This window comes from Microcoleus sp. PH2017_09_SFU_O_A (assembly GCF_020738625.1).
Taxonomy (GTDB): Bacteria; Cyanobacteriota; Cyanobacteriia; order Cyanobacteriales; family Microcoleaceae; genus Microcoleus.
Map to the genome: position 1 here is coordinate 36335 of NZ_JAEQCF010000012.1, position 24505 is coordinate 60839.

Consider the following 24505-nt stretch of genomic DNA (forward strand, 5'->3'; position numbering starts at 1 on the left):
GGTCATGCTTCGCCCCTACACACGTATTTGCCTTGCACAGGTCGCTGCACCCGGTAGATCTAGGGCAGAAAATTCAGGAGAATTAAGCAAAAAATCTCAAATCTACCTGCAATCTCTGTTTGAACAATTATAAAATATCAGCAGACAATCCTCACTGCGAAGATAATACTTTTTTATATAATGTTAAGAATAATCTGCCCTCGATCGTGCTATAATCTGACATCAATATGACTTACGCACGGCCGCTCGGAAACCTGTTTTTTCACCCGAAGAGGCGTTACAGCCGGCAACAACGGCAAAAACCCGGTTTATGAAGGTTTTGATGCGTAAGTCCCGATCCATTCACTTTTCTTCCCAATCGAGTGCGTGCAGTTATGCGAATAGGTAAAAATTTACAAAAGTTTCTGCTTTTGACAATAGCGTTATTTTTTGCAGCATCGCTACTGATTAACGTTACTAAATTCCACAATTATTTCGGTGTCAACCGCGCCGATACTCAAGAGAAAGTGGTGGCGCTTACCTACGACGACGGCCCCTATCCTCCCTATACAAATCAACTTTTAGATATCTTAGACCGCTATCGAGTTAAAGCAACTTTTTATGAAATCGGCCGCAATATAGAGAAACATCCCGAAATCGTCAAAATGATTGTGGCGAGGGGCGATGAGTTGGCAAACCATTCCTACTCTCATAAGGATATGATGTTTAAACCCCGGGAATATTTGCTGTCTGAGATTGAAAAAACGGACAAACTTTTGCAGGAATTGGGCGTTAAGCAAAATAGTATTAGTTTTCGGCCACCTTGGGGACGGAGATTTGTAGTTTTATCTTATTTACTTGCCCAAATGCACAAAAAACTGATTATGTGGGATGTGGATTCTCAAGATTATGAGAAAACTCACACGGTAGAGGATATCGCAAATCAGGTGATTAACAATGTGCGATCGGGTTCGATTGTGGTGATGCACGACGGCGGAGGCGATCGCTCGAAAACCGTATTAGCAACTGAGATAATTGTCAAGTCTTTGCAGTCAAAAGGTTATCAATTTAAAACTGTTTCTGAGTTGTTGAAATAATTAGACCTCTTGCAAAATAATTTTATGCTATAATGAAGGGTTTGGCTTAAGTGGAGCAGATTGCAGGTTAGATCAGCACTTTACAATTATGAGTTAGCTCTCAGGTCTAAAACTCAAAACCTTTAATTGTAACTCCGTGATTTTTTTTGCAAGAGGTCTATTATCAACATTTCGGATCAATCAGGGAGACAAACATCCGGCGCACACAAACTGTGAAAATCCAAAGTTGTGACCTCCAAAGTATCCAACTCAATTCGCCGAATCACGTGATTGTTCGTATCAGCAACAAACAAATGAGACCCGATAGCGCTCAAGCCTGAAGGTTCAAAAAATCGAGCTTTGAGACCTTTAGCATCTACCAAACCAGCTTTACCATCTCCAATCATCGTCATGCAAGTACCGCCCCGGTGGTCGATTCGCTTAATTTTGTGATTGTAAGTATCAGCAACCCAGAGGTAATTTTGAGCGTATTCAACACCCAAACAGTGCTGCAACCTCACCTCCTCACCGCGACCATCTTTATCCCCAAAACCAAACAATTCACCGCTACCGCAGACAGTGCGTACCTTCGGGTCTTCATCGATACCGACGGCGCGGATCGAACTAATTTCGCTGTCAGCGACAAACAACTCCGATCGATCCGTAGACAGGCCGCTGGGCTGAGAAAAAGCAGATTCCGCCAGACTACCGTCAACACAGGATTCTCGACCAATACCTGCGTAAGTGGCGATCGTACCAGTATCTAACTGCATCTCCCAAATTTGGTGCGAACCCGCCATGGCGATAAAAAGTCGATCGCCAACTCTTTCTAAATCCCAAGGCGAATTCAATGGCGTCTCTAAAGCCTTGCCGCTGCGGGGAGCAATTTCGTGACTTTGTTCGCCAGTACCAGCAACAGTTTGCACCCTTTGAGTCGTAAAGTCGATCGTTCTGATAGCGTGATTTTCCGTATCAGCAACATAGAGAATTTGAGTTTCTGCATCAAAAGCCATACCTTGAGGTGCAAAAAACTCAGCTTCTTCAAAGTTGCCATCAGTCAAACCCGGTTTCCCAGTACCAATGACGTGCAGTATCTCACCCTCGGTACTGCTGACAACAATTCGATTGTGTCCCGAATCGGCAATAAACAAGCAAGAACCGACCAAGTTTTGGATAACTGAATTAGCAGGCCCGGGCAGTACAGTTTCATCTACAGATTGACTGTCCTCAGTCATTTCGCCCAACAGCGCCTCATGTTGGTGAAGCTGTTTTGCCTCCGTTGGCGCGATCGCAAATGCCAGCACTTTACCAGGAAAAGCCAGGGGAGTTGATACAGGTTTGCGCTGTTTTTCTAAACTGAAGCGAAGTTCTTGAAAGGCGATCGCATTTTTATCTTTGTATTCAGCAATTAACTTACCAACTAACTGATCTAGTGCTTCTCTATTGCCTTCGCCAGAAACAAAGCCGACGACATAACTTTCTGGATCGATCACCATTAAAGTCGGCCAAGCGCGAACAGCGTAGCTTTGCCAAACTTTCATGCCGCTGTCTACGATTACGGGATGTTCGATATCGTAGCGGAGGATAGCTTGGCGGATATTTTCAACTTCTTTTTCGTTTTCAAATTTAGCCGAGTGAACCCCGATGACAGTCAGGGAATCTTTATATTTTTGTTCCAGATATTTTAAGTCTGGAAGGACGTGCAAGCAGTTGATGCAGCAGTAAGTCCAGAAGTCGAGGATGACGACGCGCCCTTTTAAGGATGCAATGGATAAAGGTTTTTCGGTGTTCAACCAGGGGTACTTTACGGGGAATTCTGGTGCTCTGACGCGAGGCATGGATATCTCCTTGGTGCGGGCTGAGTAAGTTTTACACTTCTTTAATTTAGCGAGAAGTTTGGGAGGATGGGGAAAAGCTGGTTAAATCTGGGCTTTTCGGCATAGGCAAGATGGCTGTGGCATAGGAGGGGGGAGAGTTCAGTGTTCATATTGCAGCATTGAATACTTTAGTCTGTAGAACTTTGGTATTCAAAACCTTACTATCTTTCTCTATGCAACCTAGCCAACTAGACCAAACTTTAGGACTAGAAATACAACGTCGTCGCATAGAGAAACGTTGGTCACAGGAATATCTGGCAGAAGTCACAGGTCTGCACAGAACCTATATCAGCCAGCTTGAGCGAGGGCTGAAAAGTCCATCTGTGAGGGTTCTTAGTCACATTACAAATGCTCTGGACATAACAATGGGTGAATTTTTACGAGCCGTAGAGGAACTCTTGAGTGCTGACAGAAAACGAAATTGAAAGATTGAGGCAAGCCATTATTACTACCATTGCATCTCCAGTTATCGGCTCGATAGAGGATTATACTTGGGAAGCAATTTTTCATTATGTCAAGGATATTCCTTTATCAGATCCAGCATTAGGACGTAGCAAACTCCTCTATGATGCTGTTGACACCACGACTGCAACTGGTTGGTCACTCAAGTCTCTTCAACTGAATAGTCTTACGGTTGTCAATACATTTTGGTTTGTCATTCAGAGAGCAGATGTTATCAAAAAGGCTACCCAACTTGGTTTTCCTGGTTTGACTGAACAATCCTCACCTGCTGAACTAGGAGCAGCTATTGTTCAGCATTGGAACGAGAAAATTAGATCGAGTCAAGCAGCACAGAGCATTATCAATAGCTATGAAGGCATATTGCTGAAAACCATTAGAGGATATGAATATATTTACTGTGAATTCCCTCTTAATCCACTTGACCCAAATGCTTTTTCTTGGGCTTGGACAGTTGATAGAGTTACTGGAAAATCAGGAGCAGGGCTACAAGGCAGTATTGGAGGTAAGCCAGAGTTGGTTTGGTACAAGAATCAAAAGCAACTTTTCAGAGCTAGAACCATTTCTTCAGAAGCCGTTCACATCAGGGTTGAGCGAACTCGTCTTACACTTGATCGATATGTGCAGACTGTGCTCTCAGCTTTGCAAGATCAACTCAGTACACAGTCTTTTGACGGTGAACTTCGAGAATAGATGCAGCTATTACTTTGCCTAGAAGTGGGGGTACTGATTCTCCGATTTGAGAAGCCATATCAGTGTACGTTCCCAAAAAGTGAAAGTTATCTGGGTAAGAATGCAATCTTGCAGCTTCACGGATTGTAATTGTCCGATTTTGGGTTGGATGAAAAAACCTGCCAGATCCTGGATGGAAAACCCACCTTGTGATAGTTCTTGCTGGTTTATCCCAGTAAAGCCTTCCATATGCACCGCTATAGTGCTTTTTAGGGGCTAATTCAGGTGGCAAGTCTCTAGCATCTTGCCCTTCACTAAGAAGACGCGCTCTTGACATTTGAATGGGACTCAAAGCACGAGCAACGTGATTGAAAAGTTTCGTACTTCCATTACGTATCATTGCTTGGTACGCAGTTTGGGGTGGCAAAGGATAAACTTCAGCATTATATTCCTCTCCTGCATTCAATGACGGCAAATCTCCAATCGCATCTCTAACTGTGACGACTGAAGAAATGTTTGATTTTAGGAGACTCAGTTGGTAACAAGATTTCGTAGCTCTGTAATCGCTTCTAATCTCGCCAGCGTGTGTAGGTTCAGGAAATTGAAGTGGTTTATCTAAACTAGCCACGAAAAAAGCCCTTGATCTGGTCTGCGGTACTCCATAATGCGCGGAGTTTAGCGATCCATAAGTTACTTTATAACCTTGCAATTCAAGTTGTTGTATAATTTCATTCTTAACTACACCACCGTAAGCTTTCAAGATTTCAGGTACGTTCTCCATAACAACGTAAATGGGTCTAAATTCTTGTACGAATTCTAAAAATGTCCGATATAACTGATTGCGAGAGTCGCTAAGATATCGATAGTCAGCAGGAATATTTCTTGAAAATCCTTGGCATGGGGGGCCACCTATCAACACTGTTAGTTCCTCCCTCTGCAAACCCAAACATAATCGCAAATCCAAAGGATTGACCTCGCGTATATCCTGATGAACAATTTTGGTGTTTGGGTAATTGTGCTTATAGGTCGCTAGGGCTTTAGCATCCACCTCGATCGCACATAAAGATTCAAAACCAGCTAGGTGAAATCCTGTAGTCAAGCCACCCGCACCAGAAAATAAGTCAATAGTCTTATATGTCATACTCGAATACTATAGTATTAGGACTTGCTTGTCAACCAACTTCAGCAATTGGCGTCTCTTGCTTCTCCTAAATTTTATGCTTGCTTTTCCCTGCAATTATTTTCCCAAATAACCCATACACCATAAAGATTTGAAAGAGGCAGCTATAGCCTTTCTCAAAAAGATGAGGTACTCATGGGGATAGGCCTCCGTGGGTTCCGTGGCCTCCGTGGCCTCCGTGGGCATACCTCACTTTTTTGATAACCGCTATATCTCTGCGGTGAACGCTACCTCCCCATTCCGAAATAAATTTAACAGCAACCGCCGCCGTTATAATGCCAAGTCGAATCAGTAATCAACACCTTATCCGGCATCAATCCCCCCAACTTCCCAGCCGTTTTATCGCACACCGCCGCCGGAACTCCCCGCTGCAAAATGTGACCAGCCCCGTCATCAAACAGCTCTTCAGACCCCGCATAAATCGCCGTCTTGCCCGTGAAAATGCAAGCGCCATCCGGGGGAATGTCCACTTTAAAGGACACTGTATCGAGGCTTTCTAACAACAGATCCGCATCCAATTTGTAATTGTGTTTGTCCAGCAGCCGGTAAGGACGGCGCGCCCGGACTTCGACTTGCCCAAAGCCCACGTCTACAAGGTGTTGAACGTATTCTGCGTATGTCAGAGCACCCGACAAACACAAGGCCCGCAAGCGCTGATCGTCTTTCAAATGCTGCGGAATTGCGCGAGTTGCGATCGGATCGCTCATCAACAACCTGCCCCCTGGCTTCAACACCCGATAAGTCTCTTTTAATGCCTTAGCTAAATCCGCAGGTTCAAAGATATTAAACAAGCAATTTTGTGCGACAACATCTACAGAAGCATCCGGTACCGGCAACGCAAAAGCATCGCCTTCTATAATTTCCACAAAACTCTCGTCAAACCAATCATTTTCGTGGGCAGCAATTTGCAAGTTGCGTGCAGCCGCGTCTCGCATTGCTGCAACCGGATCGACGGCAATAACCGATCCATTGTGCCTAGAAAAATAAGCAAATTGCAGTGCTTCCAATCCGCCGCCGACGCCGACATAAAGCACGACTGGATTTCCGACAAGTTCGGCGGCGTGAACGGTGGTGCCGCAGCCGTAGTTCATTTCTTGCATTTGTTCGGGAATTTTTAATCCTGGGAGTTGCAAGGGACTGCTTTGGACGCAGCACAGTCCAATTTGGGGAGTTTCGGCAACGTCGCTATAAAATTTGGCTGCTGTTTCGAGATAGGTCATTTTCAATTTTCCTGTGTTTTTTGACCGCAGATGTAGGCGAATTTAGGCTGATGTAGGCGAAGCCTTCCCGAAGGGTACGCAGATGAATTCAGAAATATTTTTTAGGTTTCAAATTCGACTTTTTGTTCTGATTTTGGTGTGTTTTTTGGTTCTGAAACTGTTGTTTCGGGGACTGCTTTTTGTTCTGATTTTGGTGTGTTTTCTGGTTCTGAAACTGTTGTTTCGGGAACTGCTAATTCGGTGCTTTTGGGAGCGGCAACCGAGGGCGCTGGTGCTACCAGATTGGGAGATGCTTCTGGTATCGCAGGAGCGACTACTTTAGGTACAGGAGCTTTGTCTGTTATTTCTGGCAGGGTTGGGGGTACTGAAGGATTGGCAGGTTCGGTAACTTGATTCAAAAAGTTGCGAAACCGATTGTAGTATCCTTTGTATTCCTGTTTCTGTGTTTGGGGAGATGGTGTTGGTTTCGGCTCTATTATTTTAACGGGTACAACAACTTTGGGGGTTTCTAACTGTGGAGTTGCTATGGGTTTGGGTTCTATGACTTGAACTGGTTCCACAACTTTGGGGGTTTCTAGCTGTGGGGTTGCTGTCGGTGTCGGTGTCGGTTCTATGACTTGAACTGGTTCTACAAGTTTTGGTGCTTCGAGTTGGGGGGTTGCTGTTGGTGTCGGTTCTATTGTTTGAACGGGAGCAACTTTTGGCTCTAAGCTGGGTTCGGTAGCTGGGGTTTCTGGAACCGCTGGTGAGGGTTCGGCTACTGGTGTTTTTTCTAATGCAGGTGTCGGTGTCGGTTCGGGTGTTGGTTCGGGTGTCGGTTCGGGTGTCGGTTCGGGTGTCGGGGTTGGGGTTGGTACTTGGTAGCTGCGATCGACTATACCGCGAGTTTCTGCTACTGTGATCTCGCCCCGCACTAATTTAGAAAAAGTATCTTGCCCCTGGGGTTGGTAATCTATCAGTCTGACTGTATTATTAAAGGCGTTTTTGACGGTATTTCCCTGTTCGTCGATTAATTCTAGCTGCACCCAGTTTTTCCCGGGTTTGAATCCTTTAAGATATATAGGTTGCAACTGGTCGATCGCGAAACTTTCCCCGTTCACTGTGGCTCGAATTTTCCAATCGAGTATGTCATCTTGGGAATTTGCTTGAGCCACTTGGTGCAAAGGCGCATTTGTCAAGTAAAAATCGAGCAGGATTGGTTCTGCCCCGTAGCTGCCTTGCGGGCTGTTGTACGTTAGTAGGGGCAATGTGCGATCGGGCTTGTTGTCCTCTGTTTTGGTAAAAATGTGAAAGGTGGTTTGGGCCAAAGCACCTTCGTTTTTAAAGCTTTCTTCCCAAGGTCGAGCTGCGAACACCCGCAGGGTATGGGTTCCGGGTTCTAAGTTGGAGAGCGTTAAAGTTTGGTTGATGTCGTAAACTGCTGCATAAGGTTGGTTGTCTAATAAAACTTGCAGGTGGGGCCCCAAACCCAAGTTTGCTTCTTTGAAAATGGGGAAGTCCTTGACTTGGAACTTAACAGACACATTTATATCCTGAAGCACTTCGTCAGGTTTTGGATTCAAAATACTTATTTGAGGCTGGTAAATTTCTAGAGCCTGACGCAGTTGTTGAATGGCTTCTGGGGGAGAAACCTCTGAGATTCTGTTTACCTCGGCGGTAGCTGAGCCGCTCTTGTTTCCTGATTTGGGCATGGAGGGATGGCCCGCGCCACAACTTGCTACACCCAAAATCAATACTGCTGCTGCAAACAATGCCAGCAGCCTGCCTGCAACCGTTCTCTGCCAATTGATGCCAATCACGCAACTATACTCCTAGAAGCCTTCTCATAGGGAACTATAGCCCAAAACTGAATTTAGTATTGCCGAATTGCCGATCGGCAATTCAGGGCCCCCTGTGTCGCGGATTCAGGCTGTGCCGGCAACCAATCCGATCCCACTAATAACTGCCCCAGCCATTTTCTTAAACATCTCTCTATAAATGAGTATTCCTCAATTGCTTTATCTTTGAGTTTTGTAAACTTAATGGCAATACCCCTTGACTTTTTTGAGGGACTGTGGAAATTAAAGGGGGTAATTGCATCAAGAATTGAGGCTTTTTTAAGTATTGTTAACAAGCGATTAATACTTCTCTAGCAGGCTTATAATTCATAAAACTCCCTCAAAAGGAGCAGCCGCATCAAACCTGAATCAAGGAGGCGATCGGCAGCTCTGGCGAGAAGAGTTGGCAGTACCCAGGGACATTGTTAGCGACACTGGGGAACTGGCTTCTTTACAAAGAAGCAAAATGCTTGGGGAGACGATCGACCTGCGTGTAACTCTGGAAAGAGCGAAGTGCAAGCTGTTTCGGGGAACCGAGAATCCCCCGCCTAATTAAGCGTGGGGAGTGTCAGATACAGTATTCAGTTCTCGTTCCTTGTCTTATCGAGAGGAGAGTCTTCATGACCATTAGTCCTCCAGAGCGAGAGGTAAAAGTTAGAGTAGTAGTCGATAAAGATCCGGTTCCAACTTCCTTCGAGAAGTGGTCAAAACCAGGTCATTTCGATCGCACTCTAGCTAAGGGGCCAAAAACCACCACTTGGATTTGGAACCTCCACGCTAACGCTCACGACTTCGACAGTCATACAAGTGATTTAGAAGACGTTTCGCGCAAAATCTTTAGCGCTCACTTCGGCCACTTGGCAGTAATTTTCGTATGGTTGAGCGGCGCATATTTCCACGGCGCTAAATTCTCCAACTACGAAGCTTGGCTGACAGATCCTACAGCCATCAAGCCCAGCGCTCAAGTGGTTTGGCCGATTTTTGGTCAAGAAATTTTAAATGCAGATGTAGGCGGCGGCTTTCACGGGATTCAGATCACCTCTGGTTTGTTCCAACTGTGGCGCGCCAACGGCATCACTAACTCATACCAGCTATATTGCACTGCGATCGGCGCCTTGGTAATGGCAGCCCTGATGCTATTTGCCGGTTGGTTCCACTATCACGTCCGCGCTCCGAAACTGGAATGGTTTCAGAACGTAGAATCGATGATGAACCACCACTTGGCAGGTTTGCTAGGCTGCGGATGCTTGGGCTTTGCAGGACAACAAATTCACGTTGCTCTGCCGATCAACGCTTGCATGGACGCGATCGATGCAGGCTCACCGTTGACAGTAGGTGGCAAACTGATTAAAACAGTTGCCGATATCCCACTGCCACACGAGTGGCTTTTCAACTCAGCCTTGATGGCTGACATCTACCCCAGCTTTGCTCAAGGTTTAACGCCCTTCTTCACCCTCAACTGGGGCGCCTACAGCGACTTCCTGACTTTCAAAGGTGGTCTGAACCCCACCACAGGCGGTTTGTGGCTGAGCGATACAGCACACCATCACTTAGCGTTGGCAGTGTTGTTCATCATCGCCGGACACTTCTACCGTACTAACTGGGGCATTGGCCACAGCTTCAAAGAAGTTTTGGAAGCTCACAAAGGCCCCTTCACTGGCGAAGGCCACAAGGGGATGTACGAAATCTTCACGCAGTCTTGGCACGCCCAACTGTCGTGGAACTTGGCCTGGATGGGCTCTATCAGCATCCTCGTGGCTCACCATATGTACGCGATGCCTCCGTATCCGTACATCGCGACTGACTACCCAACTCAGCTATCCCTGTTCACCCACCACATGTGGATTGGCGGATTCCTGATTGTTGGAGCAGCAGCTCACGCAGCAATTTTCATGGTGCGGGATTACAATCCGGCTCAGCACGTTAATAACTTGCTCGACCGCGTACTCCGCCATAGAGATGCAATCATCTCTCACCTTAACTGGGTTTGCATATTCTTAGGCTTCCACAGCTTCGGTTTGTACGTTCACAACGATACAATGCGAGCTTTCGGTCGTCCTCAAGATTTGTTCTCAGATACCGGTATCCAATTGCGTCCGATATTTGCCCAATGGGTACAAAATATCCACGCTTTGGCACCAGGTAACACAGCGCCTAATGCTATGGAAATCGTCAGCCACGCTTTTGGCGGCGGTGCAGTAGCAGTCGGTGGCAAAATAGCGATGATGCCGATCGAGTTGGGTACGGCGGATTTCATGATCCACCACATCCACGCTTTCACCATTCACGTTACAGTTCTGATTCTTTTGAAAGGCGTGTTGTTCGCACGCAGTTCTCGCTTGGTTCCTGACAAAGGCAGCTTAGGCTTCCGGTTCCCTTGCGACGGCCCAGGCCGTGGCGGTACCTGCCAAGTTTCTGGTTGGGATCACGTGTTCCTCGGCTTGTTCTGGATGTACAACTGCATCTCGATCGTGATTTTCCACTTTAGCTGGAAAATGCAGTCGGACGTGTGGGGAACAGTATCGCCAGACGGCACAATTTCTCACATCACCGGCGGCAACTTCGCACAAAGTGCGATCACGATTAACGGCTGGCTGCGGGACTTCTTGTGGGCGCAAGCTTCTCAAGTAATTCAGTCCTACGGTTCGGCACTGTCGGCCTACGGTCTGATGTTCCTAGCTGGACACTTCGTGTTCGCCTTCAGCTTGATGTTCCTGTTCAGCGGCCGCGGCTACTGGCAAGAACTGATTGAGTCCATTGTTTGGGCTCACAACAAGCTCAAGGTAGCTCCTTCCATTCAGCCTCGCGCTCTGAGCATTACTCAAGGTCGGGCTGTGGGCGTAGCTCACTACCTCCTAGGAGGAATTGTCACTACGTGGGCATTTTTCCTAGCGCGAATCATCTCGGTAGGGTAAACTACCTTTAGGTTTTGGATTCAGGATTTGGGAGCAATCTCAAACCCAGAATCCAAACCTCGGAACCGAACCTCTTCAACGTTCAGGATTCAGGATTAATCAAGGCTTATGGCAACGAAATTTCCAAAATTTAGCCAAGACCTTGCCCAAGACCCGACCACACGGCGGATCTGGTACGGGATTGCCACAGCGCACGACTTTGAAAGCCACGATGGCATGACCGAAGAAAATCTTTACCAAAAGATTTTTGCTTCTCACTTCGGCCACCTAGCAATCATTTTCTTGTGGACTTCGGGCAGCCTGTTCCACGTAGCATGGCAAGGTAACTTTGAACAGTGGATTAAAGACCCTCTAAACGTCCGCCCGATCGCTCACGCGATTTGGGACCCTCAATTCGGTGCTCCAGCAGTAGAAGCTTTCACTCAAGCGGGCGCTTCTAACCCAGTGGACATCTCCTACTCTGGTGTTTACCACTGGTGGTACACCCAAGGGGTTCGGACAAATGGCGACTTGTATCAAGGAGCTATCTTCTTGCTACTGTTGGCTTCTGTCATGCTGTTCGCAGGTTGGTTGCACCTCCAGCCGAAGTACCGCCCGAGCTTGTCTTGGTTCAAGAATGCTGAATCTCGCCTCAACCACCACTTGGCTGGTTTGTTCGGTGTCAGCTCTTTGGCCTGGACTGGTCACATGGTTCACGTTGCTATCCCCGAATCTCGCGGACAGCACGTAGGTTGGGAAAACTTCTTGTCTACCCCTCCTCACCCGGCTGGTTTGGCTCCGTTCTTCACTGGTAATTGGGGCGTATACGCCGAGAACCCAGATGCAGCAAGCCACGTATTCGGTACTGCCGAAGGCGCTGGAACTGCAATTCTGACTTTCTTGGGCGGCTTCCACCCTCAAACAGAATCCCTGTGGCTCACAGACATTGCTCATCACCATTTGGCGATCGCAGTTCTGTTTATCGTTGCCGGTCATATGTACCGGACTAACTTCGGTATCGGTCACAGCATCAAAGAGATGTTGGATTCAAAAGCTGGTTTGGTAGGCGGTAAGAGTGAAGGTCAGTTCAACCTGCCTCACCAAGGCCTTTACGAAACCTACAACAACTCGCTGCACTTCCAACTGGCATTTCACCTCGCTGCTTTAGGTGTAATCACCTCCTTGGTCGCTCAGCATATGTACGCGATGCCTCCTTACGCTTTCATAGCGCAGGATCATACGACAATGGCTGCGTTGTACACGCACCACCAGTACATTGCTGGTTTCATCATGGTCGGTGCTTTCGCCCACGGAGCTATCTTCTTGGTGCGGGACTACGATCCTGAAGCTAATAAAGGCAACGTGCTCGATCGCGTGTTGCAGCACAAAGAAGCGATTATCTCTCACTTGAGCTGGGTGTCGCTGTTCTTGGGCTTCCACACTCTCGGCTTGTATGTTCACAACGACGTTGTAGTCGCTTTCGGAACTCCTGAAAAGCAAATCTTGATTGAACCAGTGTTCGCACAGTTCATCCAAGCTGCTCACGGGAAGGCTCTGTACGGCATGGACGTGCTACTTTCTAACCCAGACAGCATTGCGGCGACTGCTTGGCCAAACTACGGCAACGTATGGCTCCCAGGCTGGTTGGAAGGAATCAACAGTAGTACAAATTCTCTGTTCTTGGCGATCGGACCTGGCGATTTCTTGGTTCACCATGCGATCGCACTTGGCTTGCACACCACCACCTTGATTTTGGTCAAGGGCGCTCTGGATGCACGCGGTTCTAAGCTGATGCCGGACAAAAAAGACTTCGGTTATGCTTTCCCTTGCGACGGCCCCGGCCGTGGCGGTACCTGCGATGTCTCTGCTTGGGACGCGATGTACTTGTCTGTCTTCTGGATGTTGAACACCCTAGCTTGGGTAACGTTCTACTGGCACTGGAAGCACCTAGGCATCTGGCAAGGTAACGTCGCTCAGTTCAATGAGTCTTCTACCTACCTGATGGGCTGGTTCCGCGATTACCTCTGGCTGTATTCTTCTCAGTTGATCAACGGTTACAACCCGTATGGTACTAACAACCTGTCAGTCTGGGCCTGGATATTCTTATTCGGACACCTAGTTTGGGCAACTGGTTTCATGTTCCTGATCTCTTGGAGAGGTTACTGGCAAGAGTTGATCGAAACCTTGGTTTGGGCTCACGAGCGCACTCCTTTGGCCAACTTGGTTCGCTGGAAAGACAAGCCTGTTGCTTTGTCGATCGTCCAAGGTCGTTTGGTTGGCTTAGTTCACTTTACTGTGGGCAACGTCTTCACTTACGCAGCCTTTGTAATTGCCTCGACGGCCGGGAAATTCGGATAACTCTGAACTCTGGTTTCTAGGTAATTAAATTAAATCCCCTGCCTTCGGGCGGGGGATTTTTTGAATTTTATTGTGGAATTTTGTACAATAGAAGCAGACAAAATTGTGTTAAAAGTTATAAAATTTTTATGGAATCATTGAATTTAATCGTCATTAACCTCGTCTTATGGGCTTTCCCCTCTGATCCTAAAGTTGCTGTGGGTGAACTCACCGAAAGCCAAAACCTTACAATAAGTCGGTTGCGTCAAAGGATTACCGATAAGTTAAAAGAAAACCCAAAAGCAGGAAGTGCTATATTTGCTGCTGAACATGGTTCAAAATCTGATTTGCAGCAAGTTGCTGTGTATTTACAAGTGGCAATGTATGAAGATGCAGAATTTGCAGCCGAAATGAAAGCGATTTGTCAAGAATTAGGGACTATTTCAGATGATAAAACGGAGAACAGACAAAAACTTATTCAGACCATTGGAAATCAGATGATTGTTGGGGCATCAGGCGGTGCTTTAATCGGAAATATGGTGGTTGGAATACCTGGTGCTGTACCCGGTGCTGTAGCTGGTGCTGCCCTTGGATTGTGGTACGGGAGAAATTCTCGATCGTCCGATAGGACAGAAGATAGTAGGGATGTTAAATGAGTCAGAACCAAATTTTAGTCTCTAGCTGGGCTTGTTTAACATTTGTGACCATAGTTTTAGGTATCAGTTCGTTATATGTTCGCCGTAGACCTATTGTTTTCAAGTTGGCAGACTTTATGAATTTAGCTTTGGCTACAACAGCGATTATATCAAGTTGTAGCTTGATATACCGAGCCATTACTTTGAAAGAATTGGAAACCCTTTTAGGTTTTGATATTGTGACATTATACTTGGGAGCGATCGCTGTAATTTGGTTGTCAACACAGCAGATATGGCAAATCTTTAGATAATTTTCTTCTGCTACGCCGAATTCAGTAGGTCAAACTATTGAGCAAGCAGAAGCTGACGCCGATGCGATCGAAGCCACTATCCAGGAAGCGAAAAGAGATTTTAACCTGCCATGAGTGAAACACCCAAACTCCCCGATCCAGAGAAAGTTAAGCAAACTGTTGCTATGCTTCGGGACAGCAACCGAATGCTGGAAGCTTGGACTCAAACACTAGATGAACTAATTGCAATGGTTGAAGCTGATATTCGCAACAGTCCGATTAATGTTTATCGGCGGGAGAATGCGAAGCGGTTGGCTGAGTCTGTCAAGCAGGAATAAAAGTACGATCGCATTCTCTATCTTTAACATGAGGATTTAGGTAGTTCACATAGTCATATGCACCCTGAGACAGAGGAACTAATCAACAAGTTCAAAAACTATGCGAAAAGTTTGAACCCATTTTGGTGGGATACAGAGCGTAGAGGAAGCCTAAATGCCTGGAATCTTTTAGTCTCAGAAGGCTTTGTTCAGCTTGCAGACTTAGATCGAGCGATTACAGCGTGGAAAGGGATCGAGCGACGTGGATTGCCCATTGACCCCAAGGAATATCCTGGCTATGAATACGCACCACCTCGACGAAAACGTAAAGATAAATCCTGGAATCCATATTTACAATCACAGCATTTCCAGTATTACAATGCTTTAGCATACTTCTTAAAAAATAGTTTGCAGAATCTTAAAGTTTACAGTTTGAGGAGTATTCAAAGTAGCCTCAACTATCGTCGGGGGTCGGGCCAATTTAAGATTTATATAATTGTTGGTCAAACTCCAGATTCGGACTGGATTTGTCTTGCTCCTACCGTTCCGGATCAAGTTTGGAATCGATACGAGTTATCATATCATCCAGCTTTCGCATCACTAACTTCCTGTGACTCACCAAGCTTGGTAACACAAGATTTACATGATAAAATTTGCAAAATTATTGCCAAATTTAAACCTATTCAAGTAACTGGTTACTACAACGAATACAGCCACCATCATCAGATTTTTTGTACAGCAGCTTCTGAGGAAGCTACAGCAATTGAAAAAGCTCTGAAGGTAGGCAAGTTTTTGGATGATGACATTTACTATTTCAATATAAATTATCTTGACTTTTCTGAGGAGGAACCTACTAATCAGTTAGTGCATGAATACCTGCAAGACCAAAAACAATATATGTTTTGCTTCTGGGATGTAGGATGCGGATACAAGTTTGGCTGTACCGCACGCGGTGATTGGATTGGCTTGAAATATTTGAGCTTAATGGACTACAATCCTTGACAGCGGCACAACTATTCTGTAGGAGCGGACTGAATCGCATTCCCCTCTTTTCACCAAAAGCCCGATCGCCCTCAACCCCTCAAATCTCTCCATTTACCTGCATTTGATGCACCTTGTCCGCCAACTCTTGCAGGCGCTTTTCGTCCAACTCGTCGATCGCCAGCATCCCGACATATATAATTTCCTTCAGCGTTAGTCGGGTTGCTAGCGCCTTTTTCTGCACTATATCCTTGATGATGGGGCTGACTCCGATCGCGGTACTGGCTCTAGTCACAAAACTAACGGGAGATTAACAACTTTGACTAAATCTTAGCACCTTTAAGCTGAGTTTCTAGCTGCGTTGCAAAACGTTTAAGCGCGTCTTGACAAGACGCAGCGTGAGGTTTATAGTGGAAAGGTAGAAAGGTCGATCAACCTATTCCTCCAAAATCTCCACCAAATCCTCAATCATCACATCAAAAGTCCGAGCTAACCTGTGCAGGTAGGCAAAGTTAACGGTTGTCATGCCTTGACATTGGGCGTAGTTCCTAATGGTACTGTAACCAACGCCCGATCGATCTGAAACTTCCTTAAGTGTCCAGCCATTCTGGTCTGCAAACTCCCGAATCCGCAACCTCACTAAGCCTTTACTCATACTTACTTGACAAATGACAATCTGCTGTCGTTTAATATTAGATATCTGAAAAAGCGATCGGCTCACGTCTGGACAACTAAGAGCGATCGCCCTATTCCTCCAAAACCTCAACCAAATCCTCAATCATCACATCAAAAGTTCGAGCTAACCTCCGCAGGCAAGTAAAGTCAACCATTGCCATTTCAGGACGACGAGCATAGCTTCTGACGGTGCTATAAATTACCCCAGAACGATCGGATACTTCCTTAAGCGTCCAGCCCTTCTCAGCAGCTAGTTCCCGAATTTTTAGCCTGACTAAACCCATGCTTGACAGTTGATGCAATTGCGTCGTATAATTGTATATGTAAAGAGCGATCGCCCCCCGGCCTCGAAAACTAAAGGGCGATCGTCTTAAAAACTCAATCTAGACAGATTATTTCTTTCTATCAAAAGCGCATTTGCCATATCCAGAAGTCTACTAACCATATCCAGAGGTATACTAGCCATGATATCAGAAACTCCGGCAAAATCGCGGACGATCGCAGAATCCAAGATAATTCACAAATCTCCAATCCTGCATCCGCTGGCGAGATTCGTCACAGAAGACACAGTAGCACTGCTGTTCAACATCTCAACAGACGACATTTACCGGATCGAATGCTGCCGCTACATGGTGTATGTCCACGCCAAAGGCATCAGCCGGTTTGTCAGCTACGCCGATTTTCCCCCAATCTTACGAGTCAATCCGCCTTCCCCTCAAGATTTTGGCAGATGGTACAAACGCTGGAAAAGCAAGCTAGCACCGGGATTTTGGACTAAATTCTATACGCACAAGTTCAAAGAGGCTGTGTCAGTTGACAGCTTGCTGGAGTGGGGAATGTTGGTAGCTAAACTTAAATCGGTGATTTCTGCTTCAGGGCTGCAACAGCTACGAGATGTTTATTCCCAAGAAAAAGATTTGATGGAAAGATTTTAAAGTGCGATCGAATACTGATAATTTTGATTTGTTTGTCAATGGTGGCGGACAAGTATTGATGATTAATATACCGATTGCATAAGTCTTTGATTGGTACAGAAACCGCAGATGTCAGACGGATAAACACAGATGCGACGCAGATAATTTAAGTAATTGGAAACGAAGTAATACCAGATATATAATGTTCATAAGCTTGGCAAGATCTATCAAAAATACGTAAGGTGCGCGGCGCGCACCCTACAATCTCAAAGCTTAGGAGAAAAACCCCGCATTAGGATAAATTGAAACTTAAGCAGGTTCTAACTTGGCAATTACCTTTTCCATGTACTCGGCAACTTTGGTTTCTTTTTCCACAGAGTTGGTTTCCATGTAAACGCGCATCAAAGGTTCCGTTCCCGAAGGCCGCAGCAATACCCAACCGCCGTCTTCAAGATACAGTTTAATTCCGTCTTTGCGGCCGATTTCCTTAACGCCAATACCCGCTATTTCCGTGGGTGGATTCTTGGTAAAAGAGTCCAAAACGGCTGCTTTGTGCGCTTCTTCTAGGTGTAAGTCCAAGCGTTTGTTGTACAGGGGGCCGTCGGCTTCTTTGATGGCTTCTTCTACTAGCTGAGATAGCGGTTTGCCTTCGTAGGCGATCGCCTCAGCAACTAGCATATCAGCCAAAATCCCATCTTTTTCGGGGATGTGACCCAAAACGCTCAAACCGCCAGACTCTTCGCCACCGATGAGCACGGCTGTTTCTCGCATCTTTTCGCCGATGTATTTAAAGCCGACTGCGGTTTCGTAGATTGTTAAACCGTATTTGGCGGCCATATTATCTAGCAAATGGGTAGTTGCGACGGTACGGACGATCGCCCCAGTCAAGCCTTTATTCTTAACCAAGTGACGCGCCAACAGCAACAACACGGTATTCGGAGTCAAGACATTACCCAACTCATCAACAATACCAAAGCGATCGCTGTCGCCATCCGTAGCCAAACCTAAATCGGCTGAATCCTTCTTAACAGCTTCCACCAACTCGACTAACTGTTCGCCCTTGGGTTCAGGCATTCCGCCCCCAAACAGCACGTCGCGGTAGGTGTGAAAACTTTCCACATCGCAGCCGCAGTGTTCCAAAACACCGTCGAGATAGCCGCGAGAAGTCGAATAAAGAGCGTCGTACTTCACCTTCAACTTAGCAGAGCGAATCCGCTCCACATCGATTAAAGTATATAGAAACTTCAGATATTCGGGTTTCGGGTCAAAAGTGGAGATTTTATCGTTGTGGCTGCCTATGGCTGGGGCATCGGAAGCACCAGTAATATTTGCCACAATGGTATCCGTAATTTCCGGGGTTGCCGGCCCTGCGTAGTCGGGGATGTATTTGATGCCGCAGTAAGGTGCGGGATTGTGCGAAGCCGTGAACATCAGGGCTCCTGCGGAGTTGAGATGCTTGGCGCTGTAGGCGATAACTGGTGTCGGACAATCTCGATCGACTACCATCACCGTCCATCCCAAATCTGCCAAGACTTCCGCCGATGTGCGGGCGAACTCGTCTGCCAAAAAGCGGGTATCGTAGGATACTAGCACTGGACGGTCTTTGGTGTAAGCGGTTTCGAGGTAGCTGGCGATCGCCCGGGTGACTTTTCGCACGTTGGCAAAAGTAAAGTCATGGGCAATCAGTCCCCGCCACCCATCGGTTCCGAACTTGATTTCTTCTGTTGAATTGCTGGCGCTCATAAAAAAGCTCGGTAAGTGGGAAACTCAGAGTCTTTAGACCTGAGAGGAAAACGACCAGGCGGTTGAAACCGCCTTGAATTTTTCCATTACCGCCTTGGGATTGTTTGACTAGGTGTACTTTTGTAATGTACTTTCAATGGGACAATTACCATTTCAAGCTTCACAATCCTGTACGCATAATGGTTGCCTTTGTTGGGTCTCCCTTACGGGGTAATGTTAGCTTCGCCAATGTTATCAGGGCTTGTTGGGCTTGCAACACTGTTCCAGTGACTTTAGAACTGTTTAATTGCAAACGACAGAGCAGGGGACTAGCTTCGCATCCACAGGGTGTCGTGACCTAAATAACGTAGTCAGTTAAGACTTAGGCTGGTCAGAATAGCTGGCTTCGAGACTTGCTCGCGACCAAGCGAGCGTGTCTTTAGACCTGAGTTCCTGACTTTATCCACTTCCTCTCGTCCTACTAATCCTACCCGAAGGCATAGCCTTAAAGATGCACTGGCTATCCTGTTTGTAACGATCGATCGCCCGTGGGGCCCTTAAACCTAATCCTATCCTTGTAGGGACGGGCTACCACCTCCGGCAGACGACTCGCAGCAGCCAGATTTCGTATAATGCAGGAGCGATCGGACGAGTCGATCGAGATTCCGGTTTTGAATGGTGGTTGGGCGATCGGGAATCTAAAAAAACTGAGCGCAAGAAACCGCGCTGACAATGGCATTAACGAAAATCAAATAAATCTGATTGTTATCTCAAATTTAATAATTTATTTATAAATGCCGCTCGTTGAATGTGTTAAGGTTTCCTAACGAATGTCAGACAAATTTTTTGGGCTTCACATAAAAAAATAAATCAATCAAAGTCACCGCTCGATCGTGATGTAGCCTAGATTCTTTGAGAACATAGGGCGATCGACATAAGCGACAAAACAAAGATAAAATATCTCAAAGAGCAGTTTTTTCAAGGCAGACTAGAGTTTAATTCTGAGCTTTTAAAACAAATTGAATTTATTTTTGCCGTCTTTACAGGTAAAGAAAAAAAATCGGTTACGATCGCATAGTGACTGTGATCGAGCGCACAATAAATAGCGTTATTAACGTGCAAGTTATATAGGATGGATGCAGTGCAGCCAAATGGCTCATAGTTTTAAGCACAATGGCGGATGACTGTCAGGGTATAAATGCAGAAGATTATATTTAGTAACTTTAAAAATTAGGGGAATCGATCGGGTACGGCTTTATAAAACAACGAGGTTTCTCATGGCTGGTATTTCACAACTATCTTCAAAGTTTTTATCGGTGGGCGACGAACTGCAACAGGACGACAGTTTTGCGTCACAGGCTATTACGGAATCGGACATTCACAAGATCCCAGGGGCTAAAGGAGTTAGCATTTCTTCCTTGGCAGTTAGCTGGGCAAAAAAATATTACAGTACAGTAGCGGGACGAGAAAACCAAACACATCAGCAAATCTCCGAGAGCCGAGATTTAAGCAATTTTGATGGCAATCGAGCCAAAATAGTTGACAAATTGACAGATACTCTGAAAGTTGCCAGCCAGATAGCTTGGAATAAAGTAGAGACTGTTTTAGGGGAACAAATAGAGCGACACGCGATCGATCCTAGCTTAATTAATCAAGAAGAAATTGTCGCCGACACTCGCAGCTTATATCGGAAAGCAATAGACGCTTACGGCGATAGGGAACCTGTTTTCCGCTTGTCAGTGCTGGTGGGAAAAGATATTGTCCAAGTAAGACGGAAATACTCAGACACAGATCCGTTAGTGCTGGGATTTGTGACGTTGGAGTTTCAATACACTAGCAAAATCTTGTTAGGATGCCTTTCGGAGTCAGAGCGATCGGAATTTGCACCCTACTTAAAAGTTATAGATGACTATCTGCACATTCCCCACGGAGAGATTAACGAGGCTGCGGCGGATCATACCCCGAATTCAAAAGCTCTCTTAGCCGTTCAGCATTTGTTGCAGCAGACAACTCAGATTGCTAGTGCAGTGTACGCTCGGGCTAGTTCCCAGCATCCAGGATACCGCAGCAGCAGCGGTTATTTGACCGATCCGCAGGTCAAAATTTCTGGCATTCGGGATGTCGAGATTTTTCAAAGTTATTTGTGCTGGTGCGTTTTGGAAGAAAGCATTCGCCCGGTACAGCAAGAATTGTTTCCAATCTGCGTGATGCTGTACCCGAGACTTCATGTAAGTTGGGAATTAGTGCAGGATATGCTGCTAATTTTGTTTTGGGAAATATCCGATCGCCTCCCGGCTGCCGATGTTATGGTATTTTTACCTTACTTGCGGACTGTGACAGATATGTTTTCCAGCGATGTCTTTGACAATTAGGGAATTGGGCATAGGGCATAGGGCATAGGGCATAGGGCATAGGGCATGGGGTCGAAAAGCGGAGTTCTCGCGGAGGGATTTGGCATTGGTAATTGCCAATCTCTATTTAAAACTCCAAGCAGCAACTGCCAAACATCCCCAACCTACAATGTAAGCAACTCCTCCCAAGGGGGTAATTGCACCCAGCCATTTGATGTCAGTCAAACTCAGCGCGTACAAACTGCCTGAAAAGACGATTGTGCCGACAATAAAAGCCCATCCAGCCACTGCAAAAAAGGTTTCAGACTCTGGGGCGCGGCTTAATAATAAAGCGACGAGTAATAAAGCCAGGGCGTGGTACATTTGATAGCGGGCGCCGGTCTCAAAAATGCCTAAAGCTCGATCGGTCAATTGATTTTTCAAAGCGTGGGAGGCAAAAGCCCCGCCCGCAACCGACAAACCTCCGAATACGGCTGCGGCTGCTATGAAAATGCGCGTTAGGATTAGCGTTGACATAATATTTTTTTAATGGGCAATTGGTAATTGGTAATTGGTGAACATAAATATACTTGAGTTGGATTCATTCACAAACTATATTTAAATCATCTGCGTTTATCTGCGGTTTCCCTATCAATGAATCCCAGAATATGGATCGCTCCTCTAGGTACGTAGTTGCGCTTCAGCGCTCTTTCATGAAAGAGCGCCCAAGCGCAACTACGTACTGCACACCCTATTTATGATAAATCAGCTTTTTGCAGATATTTCTAGTTTATTTGCGTACAGCTTCCAGCAAGCGCGAATAGTAAAAGCTAGTGCTATTCATGGCTGTTCTTTTAACAACAAAACCGTTGCTTTCTAGGATTTTGATAATATCAGCTTCGCGGTGCTGGTAAGCGCGGGTAGTTTTGCTCGGGCCGGGGAAAAGTTCGCCAAATTTTTTGAGCGCGGTAAGTGCTAAGGTTTTGGGGGCAAAACTGAGAATTAGTCGCGATTGGGCGATCGAACTTAGGTGAGCGATCATTTCCGCAGCCTTACTTTGAGGATAGTGGATCAGCACGTCCAAACAAATAACCGTGTGAAATTTGCCGGTTAAAGCTTCCAAATCCTGGGCGGCGAAAGAGATGTTGTACATCTTGCCGGGAACGGCTGTCGATCGATCATAAGCCTCTGCTACCATCTTTTCAGAGATATCGCTAGCACAAACAATTGCCCCAGCCTCAGCCAGAGGAATGCTGAGAGATCCAACACCACAGCCGGCATCGCAGACTGAAAGCCCGCGCAAATTGCCGTCAGCTTGCAGCCAGCTAAGCACTGTATCCACCGTTTTCTGGTGCCCGGTGCGGATGTCTAGCTGCACTTTATTGACTTTGCCGTCGCCGTAAATTCGCTGCCAGCGATCGAAGCCCGTCGAGTTAAAATACTGTTTGACAATATCCTTGTCATTTACCAAATTCATCTTTCCGCCTGCTGCTGAGTTATTGCCAACGATTAGACATTATAATTTTAATTAGCCCTAACTTAAAAAAATATGGTGCTACAAGATCATTTCCGCCCGCCGCTGTCAGCGCGCCGTCACTGGCACGCCTTTCACAATGCTTGGGCGACTTATATTGCATCTGACTTGAATGCCAAATTACCCGAAGGTTATTTTGCAGAACCCAACGTGCAGTTTGAAATTGAAATTGATGTAGCAGCTTTTGAGGAACCTCTACCGGACTTTGATTGTCCAGAGACGGTAATTAATTTGCCAATAGATTTACCAAACAATTGGATGTCGCCCCCAGCACAAAGCGTGCCTTTTTTACCTGTGGCAGAATCTGTGCAAGTCAATATTTTTAACACAGAAGGTGGCCCGGTTTTAGCAGGTGCAATTGAATTAGTAAGTCCTGCCAACAAAGATCGTTCTAGTCATCGCTGTGCTTTTGTGTCAAAGTGCGAGACGTATTTGCGACAGGGAATTGGGTTGGTAATAGTTGATGTTGTGACGGTTAGGAAGGCAAATCTTCACAATGAATTGTTAGCCCGTCTAGTGGGAGGAATTGCTTCGCCCTTCGACGCCGATCTCTATGCTACAGCTTATCGCCCGATCGAGCGAGACGGCAACCAATGCCTAGATATTTGGCAGGAAAACTTAGCTGTGGGTTCCACGCTTCCAGTTGTACCGCTATGGCTGCGGGGTGAGATTTGCTTGGCTGTGGAATTAAATCATATTTACGATCGAACTTGCCGAGAACACCGAATTTCTGTTAGCAGCGCTTAGTTTGACACTCCCCGGCGTGAACGCACGGGGATTCTTAAGACACTACCAAATGGCAATCCTTAATGGCGCTGTCAAGACACCTCTACCAACTCCGCTAAGGTCAAAACCTAGCATTGTCGCTACTTTTCGCATAATGTTGGCTGCACCATTGCAGTCGGCGTTAATACACCAGTTTTGTAAACCAGTTCGATACAATCCACGCTTAATTCGTCTACCCGACTCTTTCCACCCATCGGGTTTTGCACCGATTGTAGGCAGGAAGTCATTGTCAACGAATGAAGCTTTTGATGTGTAGCTTTCCTCTGTTTCTGTAAATCGAATTCCATACTTTTCGCAGAGCTGAGAGATTCTAGTTTTCAATCTACCAGTAGGAATTTGTACGAATTTCTGATTAATTTTTACTCCCATATTTACGCCATTTTTTTGACCCTTATTCCAGCCAAAAACAACAGTACCAATTTGGTTTTCTCGGCAGTGATTGATAACTGTTTTGGCCGCTTTATTTACCGCATCACGCATTTGACGATTGCGCTTTTCAGTTAATCGTGCTAATTGATGCGACCAAAAGCCATTAGGCTTTCCACCCATCAATGCAGCTACTCGCTTGTTATACCACTGATTTAGAGACTTCAAATGTTTTCCGTCAACAATAAAGCTTGTGTTCGCATTGCTGACACAGGTTAACCAATTATCGATACCATGATCGATACCTAAAACTTTTTTACCGTCAGTATTGACCTGGACGCTGACTGACCAAAGAGCGAGACGCAAGCCCCTGGCTTTAGACATGGGGATAAGTCGGTAGCGGTTTCAACCGCCTTCTGTATTTAACAAAGCTTAATAAAGAAT

The 24505-nt window shown here is 46.1% G+C and carries 23 protein-coding genes; 11 read left to right on the forward strand and 12 right to left on the reverse strand.

Going from position 1 to position 24505, the window contains the following annotated elements:
• The first annotated feature begins 374 nt into the window (after positions 1–374).
• The gene (locus JGK16_RS07365; protein WP_293202919.1) at positions 375–1076 is read left to right on the forward strand and encodes a polysaccharide deacetylase family protein; all 702 of its coding nucleotides are present in this window, start codon (positions 375–377) and stop codon (positions 1074–1076) included.
• Between the two features lie 176 nt (positions 1077–1252).
• Here JGK16_RS07365 and JGK16_RS07370 read toward each other — a convergent pair whose 3' ends face one another.
• Positions 1253–2893: a thioredoxin-like domain-containing protein gene (locus JGK16_RS07370; protein WP_293190074.1), complete on the reverse strand. Its 1641-nt coding sequence runs from the start codon at positions 2891–2893 to the stop codon at positions 1253–1255.
• Positions 2894–3105: 212 nt separating this feature from the next.
• Between JGK16_RS07370 and JGK16_RS07375 the strand changes: the two genes are divergently transcribed.
• Together JGK16_RS07375 and JGK16_RS07380 are read left to right on the forward strand one after the other, a co-directional pair.
• Positions 3106–3357 (forward strand): helix-turn-helix transcriptional regulator, encoded by a 252-nt coding sequence (locus JGK16_RS07375; RefSeq protein WP_293176859.1) that lies wholly within the window; start codon positions 3106–3108, stop codon positions 3355–3357.
• Complete coding sequence (locus JGK16_RS07380; protein WP_293176803.1) at positions 3335–4084, forward strand: hypothetical protein; 750 nt, start codon at positions 3335–3337, stop codon at positions 4082–4084. Before JGK16_RS07375 ends, JGK16_RS07380 begins: the two co-directional genes overlap by 23 nt.
• On the opposite strand, the gene JGK16_RS07385 is transcribed toward JGK16_RS07380, so the two are convergent.
• From JGK16_RS07385 to JGK16_RS07395, 3 genes are all read right to left on the reverse strand, one after another.
• A complete protein-coding gene (locus JGK16_RS07385) occupies positions 4047–5204 on the reverse strand; it encodes a DNA cytosine methyltransferase (protein ID WP_293176801.1) in 1158 nt (385 codons plus the stop codon). The genes JGK16_RS07380 and JGK16_RS07385 overlap by 38 nt on opposite strands.
• Positions 5205–5494: 290 nt before the next feature.
• Complete coding sequence (arsM, locus tag JGK16_RS07390) at positions 5495–6463, reverse strand: arsenosugar biosynthesis arsenite methyltransferase ArsM (protein WP_293176799.1); 969 nt, start codon at positions 6461–6463, stop codon at positions 5495–5497.
• Between the two features lie 101 nt (positions 6464–6564).
• Complete coding sequence (locus JGK16_RS07395) at positions 6565–8262, reverse strand: hypothetical protein (RefSeq protein WP_293190076.1); 1698 nt, start codon at positions 8260–8262, stop codon at positions 6565–6567.
• A gap of 638 nt (positions 8263–8900) precedes the next feature.
• Here JGK16_RS07395 and psaA point away from each other — a divergent pair.
• The 5 genes from psaA (at position 8901) to JGK16_RS07420 (ending at position 15755) form a co-directional block, all read left to right on the forward strand.
• A complete protein-coding gene (gene psaA, locus JGK16_RS07400) occupies positions 8901–11195 on the forward strand; it encodes a photosystem I core protein PsaA (RefSeq protein WP_293176795.1) in 2295 nt (764 codons plus the stop codon).
• A gap of 108 nt (positions 11196–11303) precedes the next feature.
• The gene (gene psaB, locus JGK16_RS07405; RefSeq protein ID WP_293176793.1) at positions 11304–13532 is read left to right on the forward strand and encodes a photosystem I core protein PsaB; all 2229 of its coding nucleotides are present in this window, start codon (positions 11304–11306) and stop codon (positions 13530–13532) included.
• Positions 13533–13660: 128 nt separating this feature from the next.
• Positions 13661–14167, forward strand: coding sequence for a hypothetical protein (locus tag JGK16_RS07410; protein ID WP_293176791.1), 507 nt, complete (start codon positions 13661–13663; stop codon positions 14165–14167).
• A gap of 400 nt (positions 14168–14567) precedes the next feature.
• Positions 14568–14774, forward strand: coding sequence for a hypothetical protein (locus JGK16_RS07415; protein ID WP_293176789.1), 207 nt, complete (start codon positions 14568–14570; stop codon positions 14772–14774).
• A gap of 57 nt (positions 14775–14831) precedes the next feature.
• On the forward strand, positions 14832–15755 hold the full coding sequence (locus JGK16_RS07420) for a nuclease A inhibitor family protein (RefSeq protein ID WP_293202922.1): 924 nt from the start codon (positions 14832–14834) through the stop codon (positions 15753–15755).
• Between the two features lie 79 nt (positions 15756–15834).
• On the opposite strand, the gene JGK16_RS07425 is transcribed toward JGK16_RS07420, so the two are convergent.
• The 3 genes from JGK16_RS07425 to JGK16_RS07435 form a co-directional block, all read right to left on the reverse strand.
• Positions 15835–16029 carry a hypothetical protein gene (locus JGK16_RS07425; RefSeq protein WP_293190080.1) on the reverse strand — a complete coding sequence of 65 codons (195 nt, stop codon included), beginning with the start codon at positions 16027–16029 and terminating at the stop codon, positions 15835–15837.
• A 141-nt stretch (positions 16030–16170) separates the two neighbouring features.
• Entirely contained in the window at positions 16171–16389 is a 219-nt protein-coding gene (locus tag JGK16_RS07430; RefSeq protein ID WP_293190082.1) for a helix-turn-helix transcriptional regulator, read from the reverse strand.
• Positions 16390–16480: 91 nt separating this feature from the next.
• Positions 16481–16693, reverse strand: coding sequence for a helix-turn-helix transcriptional regulator (locus JGK16_RS07435; RefSeq protein ID WP_193974409.1), 213 nt, complete (start codon positions 16691–16693; stop codon positions 16481–16483).
• Positions 16694–16873: 180 nt separating this feature from the next.
• Between JGK16_RS07435 and JGK16_RS07440 the strand changes: the two genes are divergently transcribed.
• Entirely contained in the window at positions 16874–17344 is a 471-nt protein-coding gene (locus JGK16_RS07440) for a hypothetical protein (RefSeq protein ID WP_293176780.1), read from the forward strand.
• 288 nt (positions 17345–17632) lie between these two features.
• Here the strand turns inward: JGK16_RS07440 and JGK16_RS07445 are convergent, their stop codons facing one another.
• Positions 17633–19066 carry a phosphoglucomutase/phosphomannomutase family protein gene (locus JGK16_RS07445; protein WP_293176776.1) on the reverse strand — a complete coding sequence of 478 codons (1434 nt, stop codon included), beginning with the start codon at positions 19064–19066 and terminating at the stop codon, positions 17633–17635.
• Between the two features lie 499 nt (positions 19067–19565).
• Positions 19566–19784 (reverse strand): hypothetical protein, encoded by a 219-nt coding sequence (locus JGK16_RS07450; protein WP_293190084.1) that lies wholly within the window; start codon positions 19782–19784, stop codon positions 19566–19568.
• Positions 19785–20322: 538 nt separating this feature from the next.
• Between JGK16_RS07450 and JGK16_RS07455 the strand changes: the two genes are divergently transcribed.
• A complete protein-coding gene (locus JGK16_RS07455) occupies positions 20323–21417 on the forward strand; it encodes a hypothetical protein (RefSeq protein ID WP_293176772.1) in 1095 nt (364 codons plus the stop codon).
• A 102-nt stretch (positions 21418–21519) separates the two neighbouring features.
• Here the strand turns inward: JGK16_RS07455 and JGK16_RS07460 are convergent, their stop codons facing one another.
• Together JGK16_RS07460 and bchM are read right to left on the reverse strand one after the other, a co-directional pair.
• Positions 21520–21912 (reverse strand): DUF423 domain-containing protein, encoded by a 393-nt coding sequence (locus JGK16_RS07460; RefSeq protein WP_293190086.1) that lies wholly within the window; start codon positions 21910–21912, stop codon positions 21520–21522.
• A 253-nt stretch (positions 21913–22165) separates the two neighbouring features.
• The gene (gene bchM / locus JGK16_RS07465; protein ID WP_293176766.1) at positions 22166–22852 is read right to left on the reverse strand and encodes a magnesium protoporphyrin IX methyltransferase; all 687 of its coding nucleotides are present in this window, start codon (positions 22850–22852) and stop codon (positions 22166–22168) included.
• 72 nt (positions 22853–22924) lie between these two features.
• Here bchM and JGK16_RS07470 point away from each other — a divergent pair, with 72 nt between their 5' ends.
• Positions 22925–23656: a DUF4058 family protein gene (locus tag JGK16_RS07470; RefSeq protein WP_293176764.1), complete on the forward strand. Its 732-nt coding sequence runs from the start codon at positions 22925–22927 to the stop codon at positions 23654–23656.
• A gap of 42 nt (positions 23657–23698) precedes the next feature.
• Here the strand turns inward: JGK16_RS07470 and JGK16_RS07475 are convergent, their stop codons facing one another.
• Positions 23699–24445, reverse strand: coding sequence for a transposase (locus tag JGK16_RS07475; protein ID WP_325314809.1), 747 nt, complete (start codon positions 24443–24445; stop codon positions 23699–23701).
• Between the last annotated feature and the right edge of the window lie 60 nt (positions 24446–24505).

Bases quoted from the DNA above. Each gene is read 5' to 3' on its own strand.
- JGK16_RS07365 (WP_293202919.1), top strand. From the start codon at position 375: ATGCGAATAGGTAAAAATTTACAAAAGTTTCTGCTTTTGACAATAGCG.
- JGK16_RS07455 (WP_293176772.1), top strand. From the start codon at position 20,323: ATGGCTGGTATTTCACAACTATCTTCAAAGTTTTTATCGGTGGGCGAC.
- JGK16_RS07460 (WP_293190086.1), bottom strand. From the start codon at position 21,912: ATGTCAACGCTAATCCTAACGCGCATTTTCATAGCAGCCGCAGCCGTA.
- psaA (WP_293176795.1), top strand. From the start codon at position 8,901: ATGACCATTAGTCCTCCAGAGCGAGAGGTAAAAGTTAGAGTAGTAGTC.
- JGK16_RS07415 (WP_293176789.1), top strand. From the start codon at position 14,568: ATGAGTGAAACACCCAAACTCCCCGATCCAGAGAAAGTTAAGCAAACT.
- JGK16_RS07440 (WP_293176780.1), top strand. From the start codon at position 16,874: ATGATATCAGAAACTCCGGCAAAATCGCGGACGATCGCAGAATCCAAG.
- psaB (WP_293176793.1), top strand. From the start codon at position 11,304: ATGGCAACGAAATTTCCAAAATTTAGCCAAGACCTTGCCCAAGACCCG.
- JGK16_RS07375 (WP_293176859.1), top strand. From the start codon at position 3,106: ATGCAACCTAGCCAACTAGACCAAACTTTAGGACTAGAAATACAACGT.
- bchM (WP_293176766.1), bottom strand. From the start codon at position 22,852: ATGAATTTGGTAAATGACAAGGATATTGTCAAACAGTATTTTAACTCG.
- JGK16_RS07385 (WP_293176801.1), bottom strand. From the start codon at position 5,204: ATGACATATAAGACTATTGACTTATTTTCTGGTGCGGGTGGCTTGACT.
- JGK16_RS07450 (WP_293190084.1), bottom strand. From the start codon at position 19,784: ATGCCATTGTCAGCGCGGTTTCTTGCGCTCAGTTTTTTTAGATTCCCG.
- JGK16_RS07370 (WP_293190074.1), bottom strand. From the start codon at position 2,893: ATGCCTCGCGTCAGAGCACCAGAATTCCCCGTAAAGTACCCCTGGTTG.
- JGK16_RS07410 (WP_293176791.1), top strand. From the start codon at position 13,661: ATGGAATCATTGAATTTAATCGTCATTAACCTCGTCTTATGGGCTTTC.
- arsM (WP_293176799.1), bottom strand. From the start codon at position 6,463: ATGACCTATCTCGAAACAGCAGCCAAATTTTATAGCGACGTTGCCGAA.
- JGK16_RS07430 (WP_293190082.1), bottom strand. From the start codon at position 16,389: ATGAGTAAAGGCTTAGTGAGGTTGCGGATTCGGGAGTTTGCAGACCAG.
- JGK16_RS07445 (WP_293176776.1), bottom strand. From the start codon at position 19,066: ATGAGCGCCAGCAATTCAACAGAAGAAATCAAGTTCGGAACCGATGGG.
- JGK16_RS07435 (WP_193974409.1), bottom strand. From the start codon at position 16,693: ATGGGTTTAGTCAGGCTAAAAATTCGGGAACTAGCTGCTGAGAAGGGC.
- JGK16_RS07420 (WP_293202922.1), top strand. From the start codon at position 14,832: ATGCACCCTGAGACAGAGGAACTAATCAACAAGTTCAAAAACTATGCG.
- JGK16_RS07470 (WP_293176764.1), top strand. From the start codon at position 22,925: ATGGTGCTACAAGATCATTTCCGCCCGCCGCTGTCAGCGCGCCGTCAC.
- JGK16_RS07475 (WP_325314809.1), bottom strand. From the start codon at position 24,445: ATGTCTAAAGCCAGGGGCTTGCGTCTCGCTCTTTGGTCAGTCAGCGTC.